The sequence below is a fragment of the Mesorhizobium sp. M0029 genome (assembly GCF_040323735.1).
Classification (GTDB): domain Bacteria; phylum Pseudomonadota; class Alphaproteobacteria; order Rhizobiales; family Rhizobiaceae; genus Mesorhizobium.
This window is the reverse complement of record NZ_JAMYVF010000013.1, coordinates 146,292-162,097: the sequence shown is the minus strand read 5'-3', so window position 1 is coordinate 162,097 and position 15,806 is coordinate 146,292. Positions and strand designations below refer to the sequence as shown.

10 protein-coding genes are annotated in these 15,806 nt (G+C 62.6%); 4 read left to right on the top strand and 6 right to left on the bottom strand.

Annotation, left to right across the window (positions count from 1 at the left end; genetic code table 11):
• Positions 1-89 precede the first annotated feature (89 nt).
• Positions 90-1,073, bottom strand: coding sequence for a trypsin-like peptidase domain-containing protein (locus tag NKJ76_RS21590; protein ID WP_352538315.1), 984 nt, complete (start codon positions 1,071-1,073; stop codon positions 90-92).
• Positions 1,074-1,089: 16 nt separating this feature from the next.
• A complete protein-coding gene (locus tag NKJ76_RS21585; RefSeq protein ID WP_352538314.1) occupies positions 1,090-3,354 on the bottom strand; it encodes a DNA/RNA non-specific endonuclease in 2,265 nt (754 codons plus the stop codon).
• A 509-nt stretch (positions 3,355-3,863) separates the two neighbouring features.
• Here NKJ76_RS21585 and NKJ76_RS21580 point away from each other — a divergent pair.
• Positions 3,864-4,550, top strand: a complete 687-nt coding sequence (locus NKJ76_RS21580) for a Crp/Fnr family transcriptional regulator (protein WP_023668987.1) — start codon at positions 3,864-3,866, stop codon at positions 4,548-4,550.
• 30 nt (positions 4,551-4,580) lie between these two features.
• Here NKJ76_RS21580 and NKJ76_RS21575 read toward each other — a convergent pair whose 3' ends face one another.
• A complete protein-coding gene (locus NKJ76_RS21575; protein ID WP_352538313.1) occupies positions 4,581-8,903 on the bottom strand; it encodes a cytochrome P450 in 4,323 nt (1,440 codons plus the stop codon).
• Between the two features lie 129 nt (positions 8,904-9,032).
• Positions 9,033-10,805 (bottom strand): adenylate/guanylate cyclase domain-containing protein, encoded by a 1,773-nt coding sequence (locus NKJ76_RS21570; RefSeq protein ID WP_352538312.1) that lies wholly within the window; start codon positions 10,803-10,805, stop codon positions 9,033-9,035.
• 357 nt (positions 10,806-11,162) lie between these two features.
• Between NKJ76_RS21570 and NKJ76_RS21565 the strand changes: the two genes are divergently transcribed.
• The 3 genes from NKJ76_RS21565 (at position 11,163) to NKJ76_RS21555 (ending at position 12,807) form a co-directional block, all read left to right on the top strand.
• On the top strand, positions 11,163-11,420 hold the full coding sequence (locus tag NKJ76_RS21565; RefSeq protein WP_023668990.1) for a PepSY domain-containing protein: 258 nt from the start codon (positions 11,163-11,165) through the stop codon (positions 11,418-11,420).
• A gap of 209 nt (positions 11,421-11,629) precedes the next feature.
• Complete coding sequence (locus NKJ76_RS21560; RefSeq protein WP_352538311.1) at positions 11,630-12,304, top strand: lysozyme inhibitor LprI family protein; 675 nt, start codon at positions 11,630-11,632, stop codon at positions 12,302-12,304.
• Positions 12,305-12,336: 32 nt separating this feature from the next.
• A complete protein-coding gene (locus tag NKJ76_RS21555) occupies positions 12,337-12,807 on the top strand; it encodes a hypothetical protein (RefSeq protein ID WP_023668992.1) in 471 nt (156 codons plus the stop codon).
• Between the two features lie 96 nt (positions 12,808-12,903).
• Here the strand turns inward: NKJ76_RS21555 and NKJ76_RS21550 are convergent, their stop codons facing one another.
• Together NKJ76_RS21550 and NKJ76_RS21545 are read right to left on the bottom strand one after the other, a co-directional pair.
• Entirely contained in the window at positions 12,904-14,784 is a 1,881-nt protein-coding gene (locus NKJ76_RS21550; protein ID WP_352538310.1) for a L,D-transpeptidase family protein, read from the bottom strand.
• A 212-nt stretch (positions 14,785-14,996) separates the two neighbouring features.
• Complete coding sequence (locus NKJ76_RS21545; RefSeq protein WP_023829840.1) at positions 14,997-15,743, bottom strand: 3-oxoacyl-ACP reductase family protein; 747 nt, start codon at positions 15,741-15,743, stop codon at positions 14,997-14,999.
• Positions 15,744-15,806: the final 63 nt, after the last annotated feature.

Here is a 15,806-nt window from a genome sequence, read left to right as displayed (position 1 = left end):
TATAAACCGTCACATCCGAAAAAATTTACATGCCGTAGTCCCAAATCGCCGCGCATCGAGCTGCGCCATCGGTCTGCATAGCTCACCATCTACACAGGCTTGGCCGCGAGGTCTTGGATGATGGTGTCGATCGCAATGCCTTCGTTGCGATAATATGTGCTTTTGGTAGGCGCGTTGGGCTCGGTGAGCCAGCCTCCGCTGTGATGCAGCGCAATCAGGTTCCAGTCGGTGTCGAAGACCGGCGAGCCCGACGAACCCGGCAGTGTGTCGGTGAGATACTGGACGCGGCCGCCGCCGACGAAGGCCACGACATTGGCGACGAACGAAATCTGTTTCTGCGCACCGCCGGGATGCTGGATGATGTTGACATGGTCGCCGGCCTTGACGGTCATGGGTTTCAATTCCAACTCGCCCCATTTGGAGGCATCGCCCTTGATGCGGACGGCGGACCAATCATTGTCCTTGGAGGTACGAAGAGGCACGGCGATGTCGATGTCGAACTGGTCGAGCGGCGCGTCGAGCCCGGCAACGGTGCGCTGATAGTTGAACTGGACCACCGTGCCCGCCAATGAAGCGCCGTCAGGCAAGACATGGTTGTTGGTGATCAGTATCCCCCCGGTGGTCATGAAGCCGGTGCCGGAGCTGCCATCCGCACGCTTGATGCGCACCACCGATCTTGCCCTGATGAGGCCAAGTTCCAGATAGCTGATCGGCACCAGCGTACTCTTGTCGCCAAGGATTTTTTCGAGCTGGGCCGGCGCCGTCGCGCCGCTCCAATTGGCGGTCGCGGGGCCTTCGACCGGCGGAGGCGGGGCGTGCTGCTTTGCCTGCAGCAGTGCCTGGTCGCCGGGATTCTCTTCGAGTGCAAAGGCGACGAGGTCGTCGGCCCTGGTCTCCTGCTTTGCGCGCTGGACAATCGCAAACCAGTTGTTGATCGCCTTGTTGTCAAAGGCGATCTGGGCCGTCGAAAGACCGACACCTTTGGCAACACGTACGCCGTCGCCGATCATCGGGTAGAGGTTGGCGAGGATGCGGTTGAGACTGTTCAGTTCGGATTGCGTCCATTCGGTCATGGGATTCCCTCCGACCCTAAGCCTTCTTCTTCCGCTTGCGTGATCCCGCCCGCATCGCAATTTCGGTGCCGCGAACCGTTTCGTACTGGTCGGCATCGATCAACGATTGGTCGAAGCTGACGCCGGTCATTTCGGAGATTTCGGTCAGCGGGTACATGGCGCCGATGAACTCGTCGGAGACGGTAAACTCCAGCTCCGTGTCCGACAGATCCTGTTCGAGCACGAAGCCATAACTGGCGATGCCGTCACTGACGCGGGCGACCACCACCTTCCAGAAGCGGCGCGGCACCGGCGCGCGAAGACTGGTGCCTTTGGAACCCTTGCCGGCAAAGGTCCGGTCATCATCGGCGAGGACCGGCCCGGCGAAGACGCAAAGCCGCTCGCTCGCCGCCTCCGACAGGACGTGATTCTCGAGATCCCCCCAGTTCTTCTCGCCGCTGTCGGAGCGGTTGTAGCCTTCGACCTGGGGCGAGCAGTTGGTGACATGGAAGGAGCAGACATTGCCCCTGAGCAGCAGCTCGAAGGTGCTGCCCCAGGCCACGTCATCGCGCCTGACGATATGGCCCTTGTCGAAGGCGCCCTGATCCTGGGTGTAGAAGACGTCGGGGATCTGGTACTTGTCGTCGAGCCGCAGATCCGGGAACCAGCGCTCGCTGAACAGGCCGCCGCGCGAATAGTTGCGGCCCTTTTCCGGCTCGCGCAGATTGCTCTCCTCGGTGACGTTGGAGGCGGTGAACAGCGCCAGCCGCCGCTTGGCGTGCATCTTGAGCGAAAAATTCTGGTAGTCGAGTTGCGTGCCGCCGGCCTTGAGCGGCGCCAGCACGGAGAGGTCGGTGGCCTCAGGCATGGGCACAACGACCGGCGCGAGTTTGGTGCCGCCAGAGAGAAATTTCTCATCGTAGCCCTTATAGCCGGCATAGTCGGCAACCGTTTTGGGAACGAATGCGCCGCCTGGAGGGGTCGGCTTGGCCGCTTCGAGATCGACCGATTCCGTGACCGCTTCATGGGCAGGCGTTGCGCCGAGCGAGACGGTGATGCGCAACGGCACTTCGAAGGTGACGCTGCCGCCCGGCGAAACGACGACGCCTCCGGATGGAGGCGTCTGGGTGGCGACGCCCGGGATCTGCTTGACGCCGCCGACTTCAACCAGGTTTACGCCCTCGGCCGGCGACCCAGTGTCCGCCTTGTTCCACCATGCGCCCCAATCGTTGGGGCCGCCGCTGGCGGCGCCGGCGAAATTGAGGCCGAGATCGACGACACGCTGGTCGTTGGCGAGCGCGCCGGTGGGCACGGCGTAGTTCCGCTCGAGATAGCGGCCGGCGAAATGCAGCGCCACGACCTCGCCGGTGGCGAGGTTGATCATGGCGGTGCCGGAGTTGCCGCCAGTGGTCGAGCAATCATGTGTCGCCGCGCTGACGATCTTGCCGAAACTCTCCGTATCGAAGCCGCCCTGCAGCATGCCCGGTTGCAGGCGCTTGACCTGGAAACGATTGCGCATGAGCTCGTTCTGGACATCGACCGCGTTGCGATTGTCGAACGCGGGATAGCCGATGGCGACGACTTCCTGGCGCAGCATATCGCGCGCGTCGGCGACCGCGAGCGACAGCGGCGTGATGTTGTCGGGCAGGCCTTCGACTTCGAGGATCGCCATGTCCCAATAGGGATGGATCATCCGGACATTGCGGATCTTGAAGACGTTTCCTGCCGCCGAATCGCGCTTGAAGTCGATGCCGGCGGCGCGGCCGTTGATGAATTGCAGATTGCGGTCGCCAAGGCCGTCCGCAAATATCTGCGCCACATGACGGTTAGTCATCAGCAGGTTGCGGCCGACGACGAAGCCCGTGCCGCCGTAAGGGATATTGGTGTTCCACAACAGTTCGATGCGCCCGATCGCCGGCAGGGCGGCTTCGATGCGCTGCTTCAATGCGGCCTCGCTGGTAAGCTTCGTCCACAGCGAATGGCCAGGTGTCGGAGCGCCGTCGAAAGTCAGCGTCGTAAAGGTGCCATCCTTGATGTCATAGACCGGCCGCAACTCCGGGATGATTATGGCTTCCAGATCGGAAAGCTGCTCGGGCGCGACTTCGGCGCCCCGCGCGAGGCTCTCCATGCCAGCGCGCGCCGATTCAAACGCCGCCTCCGTCTTGCCGGCTTCCGCAGGCGCAAGGGATTCCAGGCCGCCGCCTGCCATCGTCTCCATGTTGCCGAGGACCGATTCAGTCCCCTCGCCCCCGGTGACGAGATCGAGATATTGACGGATTCGCTGCTCTCTGCTGACCGGCATAGTCGCCCCCCAAAGGTTCTGTCGAAGTAAAGAAATGTATTGCCCCATTTTAGACTGGTGCAATTCTGACCGGCAGGCAAGGAAACAAATCAACTCGCGTCGAAGATGACCGAAGCGCAACGTCGGCATGTCTCTTTGCCGCAGTCGCTCGCGCGATGTATGACGCTCGCATTATTTCAGCGATGCCGTATGTGATCTCCGTCACAGACGCTCACGCTGTTTGCGCCCAGCTATCGCAACGGGTGGAAGGGCCATTGCGGCCGCTCGGTTTTACAGAAATTTTATCACCTATCCATTTTTATCAGTTGGCGCCTGCACGCGCGGCTCCTCCCGCCGCGCGTGCAGGCGGCTTTCCGCCCGGCACGAGCCAGGCACTGGGCGCGACCACTGCGCCACGCCTTTAGAAGGCGTAATCGCAAGGGATGAACGCCGGCCTTTGACGCGGTGCACTCTTGCCTTAGACTTCGGCCCTTAAACTTCGCCGATTGCGGCAATTGGGAATTTGGAACATGGCTTTTGGCGGCCCAAACGACAGAAACGATCTGCCGCGCCTGGCACGCATCGATCCAAAGCTGTTCGATATCCTGTTCAGCGGCTGCAAGGTCGAGCGCTACGCCGCCGGCCAGCATCTGTTCGTCCAGGAAGATGCCGCCGACCGGATCTACGGGGTGATGAGCGGCACGGTGGAAATCTCGATCTATTCGCCTGGCGGGCAGAAGCTGGTGGCCAATATCGAGCTGTCGCGCAGCCTCGTCGGCGAGATCGGCGCGCTTGACGGGCGGCCACGCACCGCCACCGCCATCTGCCTGACCGCTTGCGAGCTGGTTTCGCTCAGCAGGACACAACTCTTTGATCGCATTGAGAGAAATCCACCGCTGGCACGCGCGATGATCGAACTTCTGTGCGCCCGGCTGCGCTGGGTCAGCGGCGAACTCGGCGACCAGGCCTTCTTCGGCATCGAGGCGAGGCTCGCCAAACGCCTGGTCTTCCTGGCCAAGGTGATGGCCGACAGCGCCGGCTGGATCCCGATCTCGCAATCGGAACTCGGAGAGTTCCTCGGCGCCACGCGCGAGTCCGTCAACAAAACGCTCAACGACTGGCGCAACCGCTCGTTCATTGCCATCAAACGCGGCGGCCTGCGCATCACCGACACCGGGGCGCTGCGCCATATCGCCGAATCGCAGGACGACGACTGACGCCGATCCCGAATCAGCCCCGGCTAAGACTCAGAGCCGCGAGATCAGGTAGCGCAGCGCCGAGCGGCTGGGCATGAAGAAGTATCCACCACCCTTGGTGGTGACGAATTGCGGCATGTCACGGAGCGTCGTGACCTTTTCCCATGACGGAATGGTGAACCTGCCATCACCGCTGCGCGAACCAATCGTCGGGTCCTTTTCAGCGACGAGGCCCTGGAACGTGGCCGACGAAACCCAGGTCTGCTGAATGAATTCGTACTGGCGCTCTATGTCGGCGTTGAGGCACATGAACAGCAGCCCTTTTTCGACCTTGCCATTCTTGCCGTCCTGCTTCTCATAGGTACGGCCGACCCGCAGGATACGATGGCGCTTGCCGATATTGATCTGCGTATCGCGGTCCTCACCCAGCGAGTCGCGTGGGTTGGAACGGCGAATGTGGGCACCAAGCGGGCAGCGATGGCCTTGCGGATCCTCGGCGCCAGCGGCGAAGTTGTTGTCGATGACGCGTCCCGGATGATCGGGGTTGCGCACCAGCGAGCTACCGTTCTGCCAGCGGCCGAGCATCTTGGCGGCAATCCAGTCTTGCGTGATGGCTTGGTTGCCGAGTTGGCTCGCGACCAAGGCTGCAGCCTTTTTGCAGTAATTGTTGAAGACGTCGACGTGCTGCTCGAACTGGCGAATAACGAGGAATGAACCGTTGCGCCCGAAATCGCGCGGCGGTGGCGGCAGGCCCGGAATCAACCGGCTACGGCGCACCTGCGAAAGGATTCCGGTCCGATCGCGTGATGCGCTTACCGAGGGCGAGGCTGGATAGAACCCATGCTCATCACGATAGCCGAACAGGAACTCGCCGGGCGCGACCAGATGCATGGGCGCGGCGCCCCTGCTGGCGCGGGTCGTGCCCCGGACAATCGGCTGCGAAATCCCGTCCGCGAAACCGAAATGCTCGTAGGCTGGCCCACGTTCCGACCGATCGTCACGCTTTGCCCCGTCGGACGATTTCGTCTTCGTGTCGGTCGGACCCCGGTTTACGGCGAGCGGCAGTTCGGCGACGACCTTCATGCCTGCACCGGTCGTCTTTCGTCTCACGGTGGCAATCTCGGTCTTCAACCGTCCCGGGTCTTCAGCATAGCAGACGATGACTAGGTCCACAGGGTTTTCCAACGACCCCCACTCCCATTCGTCCGGGCCGTCGCGGCCTCGGTCGTCCAGTATGCGCCCACGCTCGGGATTGCCCATGCCATGGCGAAAGGCGATCGGAAATGTTTCCAGTGGATCGCCCTCCACACCCTCGTCGAGCCCAAACTGCCGCAGGCCACCGGGACCAAAGGCGACTATCATAGCTCGCCCGGCGGGCCTGCCTTCGCCGAAACTCGTCTGCTCGACAACGAAATCGAGCCAGGCTCTGCGCTTGGGCGCCGGCAACTTGTCCGGCACCCGGATCGCAAGCATATGCGAATAAGCGAGCGGGCCGAGCGGGCCGAAGAAGATGGACTGGATCTCGCCGGTTTCCAGCTGCTGCTCGAGAGGCGCCGGAAAGGCAGAGCTGATATTGGCCAGCAGCGAAGTGGTCTTTTGAACGGTGGTTGTTTCGCTCGCCGGGCGCCGTAGCGAACCGAACAAGCTCAGCCAGTCGCGCGCCTCGTTGCCGACGGCGGAAGCAATGCCGCGCCTGACCCGGGAATTGATCCGGATGCGCTCTGTGTTGATTTGGGGATAGGCGGAGTACCAGAACAGGGTCGGCACCTGCTGGCGCCGCGCCCAGCGCTTGAAACGATCGCCGTCGCGCGCGCCGTCCAGGAACAGCCATCGTGTGCGTGGATAGCCCACGGTGTTGCTCCACACGCCGGTCAGGCCAGCGGACGCCTTGGCGATGAAGTCCTCAAGATAGCTTTCCCAGCTGCCGCCGTAGTTGGAGAAGAACATCAATCGGTTGGAGCCGGGCAGCAGTATCCAGCGGGCGAAATGGATAGTGTTGATGGTGTTGAGGAAGCCTGGCTTGAATACCTTCTGGGCAGCTATCGAGATCAGGTAGAAAGAAAACCTGAGCGCCAGCCGCCGCAGAATGCCGGCCTTCATCGTCGAAATCGCAGTCAGATGGTTTTGTGCCGCGTGGCCCTCCTTGACGAGTATCGCGTTCAATTCAGATATGCCGATCGATGTGCTTTCCGGCCGATCCCTGTCCTCGCGGCGTCGCAGCGCCAGCAAGCACGAAAACGCCAGCAGCGCCGCTGCCACCAACACTCCAAGTCCCGACAACAGAAGTGAGGTGATTGCTACCGCTATGGCGGTGAAGGAGATTTCCTGGGAACTGATGTCGATAGATCTGCCGAACACCACACTGTAGGTCATGTACCAGCAAGCAGCCCAGATGATCGCCACCGTGACGAAGACCGGTGGTACCAGCAACGTCGTCATCAGGGCACGGCCCCAATGACCCGGCGGCTTTTCCAGCAGGCTCTCGGCCGGCTCGAACGCCCAGGCAAACGTCCCTAATGACTGGACATGCTGGCGAACTTCAGCGAGCACGGCAGGAGCGTTGCCGGCGCCTTTGCGTGGCCGCTCGACGATGTCGCGCACGGCTTCGAAAAGCTGCTGCTCGGCCTTGATACGCTGGACCGAGTGCCCCGGCGTGCCCGAAAACACCAGTCCGGCATTGCTGCCGAAGGACGGCGATATGTCGACATTGTGCTTGCGCAGGAAATCGTTCAATGCGCCGCCATCGCGCAGATCGCAGACATCCTTGAAGATCGGCCGCAGCCGGTGCCCGATGGCGTGCGTGACCGCATCGATGACATCGTCGATGCTGCCGTCACCGGAAATCTCGAGAACCAGAGCTCCTTTTTCCCGACCGGAATCAGCGCCGATCTCGCCGGTGCCGACCACGGTCAGGCTGGTGAAGTGGACGGTGCCGGCAATGTCGAGCGCGGTGCGGATATCTTCGACGGCCGGGTTGCCGAGGCTGGCAACCTTGTCGCGGACAGCATCCAGCGACGCGGATCGGGTGACCGGGCAGACCACCGTCACCATGGACTGCGTTACGGTGCGGCAGAGTTCTGCCCGTTCGAAATCGACCTTGAGGGTTTCGGGATAGGCGCCGATGCGGGTCATCCGCCCGGCCTTGCCGGGCATGCGGCGCACGCCCTGCTTCTGGAACAGGGCGCGCAGGCTTTCGCCGATCTGGATCCTGGCGATCTCGGCGCCGATGCACTGATGAATGCCGTGGCCGAACACCATGTAGTCGCGATGCGGGCGCGATGTGTCGAACTGGTCCGGGTTCTGCACGGCGTCCGCATCGAACATCGCCGACAGCGTCGCCGGCATCACCACCGTGCCGGCTTTCACCAGGCGCTCGCGGCGCGTGCCCTTGCCGATGATCGCGTCGCGGGCCGTGTAGCGCCAGGGGCCGACCCAGATCGGCTTGAAGCGCATGGCTTCAAGGACGGCCCTGTCGAGCTTGGCGGTATCGTTTTCGGCCAATGCGGCATCGATAGCCTGCCGTGCGTCGGGCCGCGACAGGATCACGTCGAGGCAATTGCCGGCGGCCAGCACATTGGTCGGGACGAAGCCGGCGATCATGCCCAGCATGATCGAATTGAGGTCATCCCGCGACAGGCGGCCCTGATCCATCTGGACAACCAGCCTCGCCAGCGGTTGCTCGGCCTTCAAGCCCCGGTCCCTAGCCGACTGGATGGAGCGATCGATGACTTTGAGAAGACGGTCGCCCGCCACCACTGCGAGTTCGCGCATGACGGGGCTCGCCGTCGGGTCCGAAAAGAACAGCGCACTCAGCGCGATCGCCCAGTCGGCGAATTCGGATTCATCGTCCATCTCGACGCCGAAATAATCGCGGCAGATGTGCACCGGGACGATCTTCATCAACCTGGAGATCGCATCGAAGCCGGGGCTGGCGCGCGTCATGATCTCTTGCGAATGACGCGCCGCGATCGGCCTGACGGCGGCTTCGACCTCGGCCGGCGGGAATGCACTCAGCACCGACGATTTCATGCGCCGGTAGTCGGCGCCGTCCTGCATGCCGAGGATGAAGTTCGATCCGCGGGCAAACTCGGTCATTTCCGGGCCGTATGGGGTCTGGAATTCGTCGCCGCGCTCCAATATGTCGCGGACATCGGCGTTCTTGGTGACCACCAGAACACCGAAGAGCTTGCCGGTCGGGCGGATACGCCGCAACAGGGAAAGCGCCCAGCGGGGGTCTTCGGCCAGAGACCCGACGATGCGCGCAATCAGCCCTGTCTTGCGGATCCGGCCGAGATCGAACGGCGGCATTTCCGACAGCGGGCGCTGGTTTTTCTGGGCCACGCGAATAGCGTCGAAATACTTCAGTTCGGTCATGCGCGTTCAAGCCCCCCGGCTATCCACGTTATTGCGATGCCGGCCGTTCAACGCCTAGGTTTGCATCGGTTGCACGTATGTGAATCTTTTCACAGTTGGTCCATGTTCCAGCCAGCATTGACGCCATGTTCATTTGGCCAGTCGGAAATTGGCGACGAGGATCTCGTTCGCGGCCTTGTCGGTGAATGGTATCCAGCGCACACGCTGTTCTGAAAAATCGGGATGCCGGGTGGTGAAAATGGTCATCTCGCGCCGCGCCTGTTCCGGCCGGCCGCTTCGCATCAGCGCGCCGATCTTCAGGAACCTGGAATAAAAATAGCCGGGAGACAGGTTGAGCGAGCGATCGGCAGCAGCGATCGCCGCAGGCCAGTTCTCGACCAGACAATAGGCCGCCGTCAGTTCCCCCAGATTGTGGAAGCGGTAGAGGTCGAACGGGCTCAATCGCTCGGTATCGAGAAAGAACGGTATCGCTGACGCGGCATTGCCGAGCAGCAGCTGGGCGCTGCCCATGGCCGAGCGCGCGAAGGCAAAGCTCGGATTGATGTGGATCGCTTCCTCGAGATGGTCGACGGCCGACCGCGGTTCGCCGCGCATGATGTCGACGGCGCCGAGATGGGCGTGCGGGCGCGCATCCAGGCTGTCCACCAGCAACGCCTTGCGGGCAAACTGCTCGACCTTGTTCAAATCGTCGCTGTCGCCGAAACGCAGCCATGCCCGCCAGAAATACCACCACGCCAGTTCGTTGAGCACGGCGCTCGAGTTGGCGTCCTCGCGGTAGGCCTTCTGGAAGAACTCGAGTGCGGTTTCGGTGTCGCCGCGGGTGCGCCGGTTCATGTGCCAGCGGCCCCGTCGCACCAGTTGCCAGGTCTCCAGGCTTTCCCAGGGAACCTGGAAGGTGCGTGCCTGTTCCGCCCGGTCGACCTCCTTGTCGAGGATCGAAACGATCTCAGCGCCGATCTGGTCGCGCAGGTTGAAGATGTCGACCAGATCGCGATCGAAGCGCTGCGACCACACCAGCCGCCCGTTGGACGCGTCGGCCAGCGAGGTGTTGAGGCGGATCTGGCCACCATTGCGCATCAGCGTGCCGCTGACGATGTAGCGCGCGCCGAGCGCGTTGCCGATCACGCGCGTGCCCAGCGTGTCGTCGCGGAACTGGAAGCTGGAGCCCTTGGCGATGACCGAGAGCCATCTGGTGTTGGATAGACCATAGATGATGTCCTCGGCGATGCCGTCGGCCATGTAGCCGATGTCATGCTCGCCGCCATCGGCGTGGAAGGGCAGGACGGCGATCGCCGGCGGCCCCTTGGACGACAGCTTCTGCTGCGCATTGGCCTGGGGAATGGCCGCGAACGACGCCGCCGGCGAGGATCCGTTGCCGCTGCGGCCGGCGATCAGAACCCGCACCGGCAAGGCGATGTTCTTCAGCATGAATTCGCCGAGATCGGTGAATTCGGCCGCCGTCTTGTCCTTCACATGGTGCCAGGTCGTCTCCGAAACGGCGAGACCGTTGCCCGGCGCGAATTCCTGGATTCTCGCCGCGATGTTGACGTCGTCGCCGTAGAGGCGGCCACCACGCACGATGACGTCGCCGGTGTTGATGCCGGCGCGAAACGGCATGCGCATATCGTCGGCAACCTCGGCGTTGAGGGCGACGATGCGGCCCTGGAAATCAAAGGCCGCGCGCAACGCCTCGATCGGATTGCCGAACTCGGCCATGATGCTGTCGCCGGCGTCGCCGAACGTGCGGCCGCCAAATGTGCCACAGCTGTCGGCGATGATGTCGCGCCGTTCCTCGAATGCCGCGACTGCAGACTCGTCGTCGATGCCCATCAGCCGCGAGAACCCGACGGCATCGATAGAAATGATTGTCGCCAGCTGACGGGTGTAGTTCCGTACAGCCATGTTCGAGCCCCCGCTCCCTTTCTGGTTCTGGTCCAGCACAGGCGACGACCCGTTCCTGAAACACTTCGCCGCGCGCTGAGAGATGAAGATTCCGGCGGGGTTGGCGCGCCATGCCACCCCGCCAGGACCAGAAGTCTAGCAGGGTCTTTGGCAAAGCTCTACCACCATCGGGTTGTCCAGCGCGGGCCGTGGCAGCACTCATGGTTGGCCGGCGGTTGGCTCAAATATGGGCGTGCCGTCGCTCTGAGCGCGGCGATCCAGGGCTTCACGGAAGCTGCGCGATGTCAGCTCTCGGAACAAACTGTGCTGCCTGCGAGTTTCCGGTGCGGTTCATACCAACGTGAAATGAGGGTAATCATGCGAAATCTTGTTCTGGCGACCGGTGTCGTCGTTCTTCTGGCCGGCTCGACGGCCTTTGCCGCGGATGACAGCCCACTGCCGCCGACGAATGCCCAGAAACTGTCGGCAATCATCGCCAAGGTCGAGCAGCGCGACGGCTTTCGCTATGTGAAGGAGGTCGACTGGGACAAGGATGGGTACACCGTCACCTATTACACCGCCGACAAGGCGAAAGTCGAAATCACCTTCGATCCCGTGACCGCCGAACCGAAATAGCGCCGATACCGCACCGCTTCGGCAATTCCGTCCGCCACGTTTTTTGCCTACGATGGTGGCAGTTGTCGGACAACGTTGCGACCATGCTTTCTTCCAATCGAATTGCCAACTCGCTTGCGCTTGTCGTCGCACTGGCTGGCGCGGCGGTCTGCCTTGGTCCAGCGCGTGCCGACGGGCCGTCCTTCGATTGCCGCAAAGCCAGCCTGCCGGTGGAAAAGGCGATCTGTGCCGACCCGCAACTGTCGGCAATTGATGCCTTGGTGGCCGAGGCCTTTACGGGTTTCGAGCCAGCCTTTGGCGGCGACAAGCGCAAGATCGCCCGTGCGCTCATCGCCGACAGGAACGCCTGTGGGCAGGATGCTGCCTGCATCGTCAGCGCCCAGAACAACGCGCTGCAGACCTACGGCAATGCGCCGTCCTGGGTGCAGGACTACAACATCGCCCTGATCGGCAAGAAGGCGCTCGACACCGCGGCCCGCCATCCGGGCAGCCCCGACCATCGCCTGCCCTCGTCGATCGGCCAATGCGCCTTGACCCACATCACCGCGCTGACGACGCGGCTCGGCGACGACCCGCTGGAAACCGCCGGCCCTGAAGCCGGCAGCCTGGCGCGGTTCAGCAATGGCGGCGCCGGGGTTTCCTACGAGCGGGAGCCTGGCCTTGCCAGTTCGAAAGCCGGCGATCCTGTCGTCATGTGCCTGATATCGATTCCCGAGGGATTGTCCGCAGGGCGACGAGCGCGGGCGGGTCTATTACGGCGTCGACCTCACGATAAAAGGCACATGGGTTTTGCCGGATTCGCAACATCTATGCGGCGGCGCCTGAAGATTTGCCGCAAAGCACTGCTGGATGCACTCTTGCGCCGATCCGCCTTTGATGGCTGAGTGCGCGTAACAGTTGCAGGGCACGGGGGTGCATGGCCATGGTTAAGCATGTTTTGAAGCGCATCCTGATGATGCTTGCCGGCTATTTCGTTTCGGTGCTGATCGGATTGTTCGCGGTCGTGGCGATATATTGCGCACTCGCCGTATTGCCCAACGCGCCGGACTATTTCGGCGCCATGCAATTTTCGCCCATTGTCGTGCTGCTGTGGCCGCCGCTCGGCATGGTCGTCTATTTCCTGACGATCGTGCTGACCGGCCTGCAGACGCTGATCTTCGCGCTGCTCGCCGAATTCTTTGCCCTGCGCAATTTCCTGGTGCACATGCTGTTTGGCGCCGCTGCCGCTGCAGCCGGCTTTTTCCTGGTCTGGCCGGCCGCGGAAGAGGATGCCGGACGCTGGGCCGATATCGGCATCATCGCCGCCGCCGGCCTCGTAGCCGGTCTGGTCTATTGGCTGATCGCGGGCCGCGACGCCGGCTTCCGGCGTCCGCTCATCCAGCGCTGATCGCAGGAAACGGGCGACCGTCCATCGGCCAAAAATCTAATAAAACCAGAGAGACAAAGTGAGTTCCTCGTTCGTTGAACGAGGAACTCCGCTGGTTCAGCTCGTCGGCGAGCGCACCGCTTCAGTCGCTTCCAGCGCCTGCATCAGCCGCGTGTCGCGGTCGTAGACGTCGTTGAAATATTCGACTTTGCCGGACAGATCCGGCCAGGCAGTGAAGTAGGAGACATAGACGGGAATCGTGCGTGTCACGTCTTCGCTGGCATGGCCGTGCTTGAGCTTTTCGGCGATGTCGTCGACCGAGACGCCGAGCACCGCCGCCGCCATCCCACGTGGATCCTGAAGGCGAATACAGCCATGGCTGAGCGCCCGCATATCGCGCTGGAAGAAGGATTTTTGCGGCGTGTCGTGCATGTAGATGGCGTGCTTGTTGGGGAACAGGATCTTCAGTTCGCCCAGCGCATTGGCTTCGCTCGGCTGCTGGCGCACGCTGTAGGGAATGTTGGCGCCGTAGGCGCCCCAATTGACCGAGGAAGAGGGAACCCGCCTGCCGCGCGAATCGGTCACCTCGTAGCCGGCACGGTCGAGATAGCCCGGATCGCCACGCAGCCTTGGCAGCATCTCGTTGACGATGATCGACTGCGGCACGCCCCAATAGGGATGGAAATCGACCTGCTTGATCTCCTTGAAGAAGAAGGCGGTCTGGTTGGTGGTCCGGCCGATGACGACGCGGGTCTTCAGCTTCTCCTCGCCATTGTCGATATAGCTGGCGGTGAAGGCGGGCTGGTTGATAAAGACCCGCGGGCTGCCGAGATCGGACGGCATCCAGCGCAATTCTTCCAGCGCGACCTGCACCTTCTGCAGCCTGTCTGCCTTGGATGCGCCGGCGAGCGAGGCGACGGTGCGCGGGCCGATGACCCCATCGCCCTTCATGCCGGCCTTCACCTGCACGGCCTTGATGATCGGAACCAGTTCGGGAACATAGACATCGCTGGTGCCGAGACGAGACAGGATCTCGCCATAGGCGCCGCCCATCTCGTCGTCGAGATTGCGCGCGATCAGCGTCAGCAGCTTCGGCAGTTCGGCGCTGGTCTCGCCGGGCTTCAGCAACAGCTTGGGATCGACGACGATTTCGTTTTCGGCGCTCGCCTGCAGCGATTCAAGTTCGACGCGCAGCGCCTGATATTCCGCGTTCTGCGGGTGCCGCGATTCGAGGTAGGTGCGCACTTCCTGGGTGTGGGCCAGCGTCTTGAGCGCGCCTTCCATGTCGACCGGCTTCGGCGGAAATTCATAGTAGCCGGTGATGCGATTGGGATCGACGCGCCCGCTCTGGGCGTCACGGGCATAGCGCAGCACGCGCGCCGACAGCGCCATCTCGAAGCGCACGAGTTCCTTCAGATGGGCATCGGCATCGACTGCCGATGCGTTGGCTGCCGGCACCTCGACCGTGTAGTCGGCCGACGTGAGACCATAGCTTGCGGCCTCGCCAAGCACCCTCACCGCGTCCTGGGCGCGGGCATTGGGATTGCCATCATTCACCCAGATGAAATCAGGATTGGCAGAGTAATAGGCAATCAGTGCCTTGGCGATATCGGGCTCGGCATAGAGTTCATAGTCGCTGAGGCCTGCAACGGCTTCACGGAAGGCAGTGCTGGTTGCCGACGGCACAAAGGCGGCGTCTTCAGCTGTTGCCACCTGGGGAGGTGCTGCCACCAATGCGGCAAAGTCGACGCGCACCAGCCGGTCGGCCTTGTAGGTGTAGTAGGACGGACTGCTGATTCTGGTGCCGCCACCGCCCGATACGGCGGGCTTCGGCTTGCGCTTTGGCGGCGGCGGGAATTCGCCTTGCAGCCTGTGCTTGACGCCACCGCCGAACAGCATGTCGAACAGGCCTTGCGCGCTTGCCTGCGGCACACCGAAGGCCAGTGCTGCCGCCACTGCAAGCGGCATCACGGTGGCTTTATTTCCGAGGAATTTCATTAATCACCCGCTCCGGCTGCAAGCCGGCTCCCGTTCCGCGCCGCTAGACGATCTTGCCAACCGCATGGCGGATGTAAGGCGCTACTATACCGATTCATACCGATTTCGTTAAGCTTCCATAAATTTCCGCAGGCCTGTTGCAGAACGGTTTCACAACATCGTGACGTCTGGAGCGGCGTTGCCGCTCCAGACCGGTCAAAGCGGCTGCTGCTTCAGGCGTTGGCGCCACCGTCGATGGTGAGCGCGGCGCCGGTGACGAAGCGCCCTTCCGGACCGGCGAGCCAGGCAACCATGCCGGCGATCTCGTCAGCCTTGCCGAAGCGGGGCGTCGCCATCTTCCGCCGCTGGTGTTCGGCATGCGGGCCTTCGGCCGGGTTCATGTCGGTGTCGGTCGAACCGGGATGAACGACATTGGCGGTGATTCCGCGCGGACCGAGGTCTCGCGCCAGCGCCTTGGTCAGGCCGACGAGCGCTGCCTTGCTGGTCGAATACGCGCTGAGGTTGGTGTCGGTGACGCGCTCCGCCAGATTGCTGCCGATCGAAATGATGCGGCCTCCCTCGCCCATGTGAGCCGCTGCCGCCTTCGAGGCCACGAACGGCGCTCTCAGATTGACCTCAATGGTTTCATCGAAGTCGGCCAGCGACATCTGTTCGATGGGCGCCGCGCGCCAGATGCCGGCGCTGTTGACGAGGATGTCGAGCCGGCCGAAGGCATTCACCGCCTCGGTGACCGAATTTTCGATGGCGGCAGCGTCGCGATTGTCGGCCTGAATGGCGATCGCGCGACCACCTGCCGCTATAATCTCGGCGACGACAGCTTGGGCCGGCGCCGCGCTGTTGACGTAGGTGATGGCGACGTCGGCGCCATCGGCCGCGAGCCGTTTGGCAATCGCAGCACCAATGCCGCGGCTGCCGCCGGTGACCAGTGCTGCCTTGCCGTTCAATCCGTTCGCTGACATGTCATTTCTCCTTTTATGTAACGTTCGATACATAAATATCTGGCAGCCTTGCCTGGCGACGTC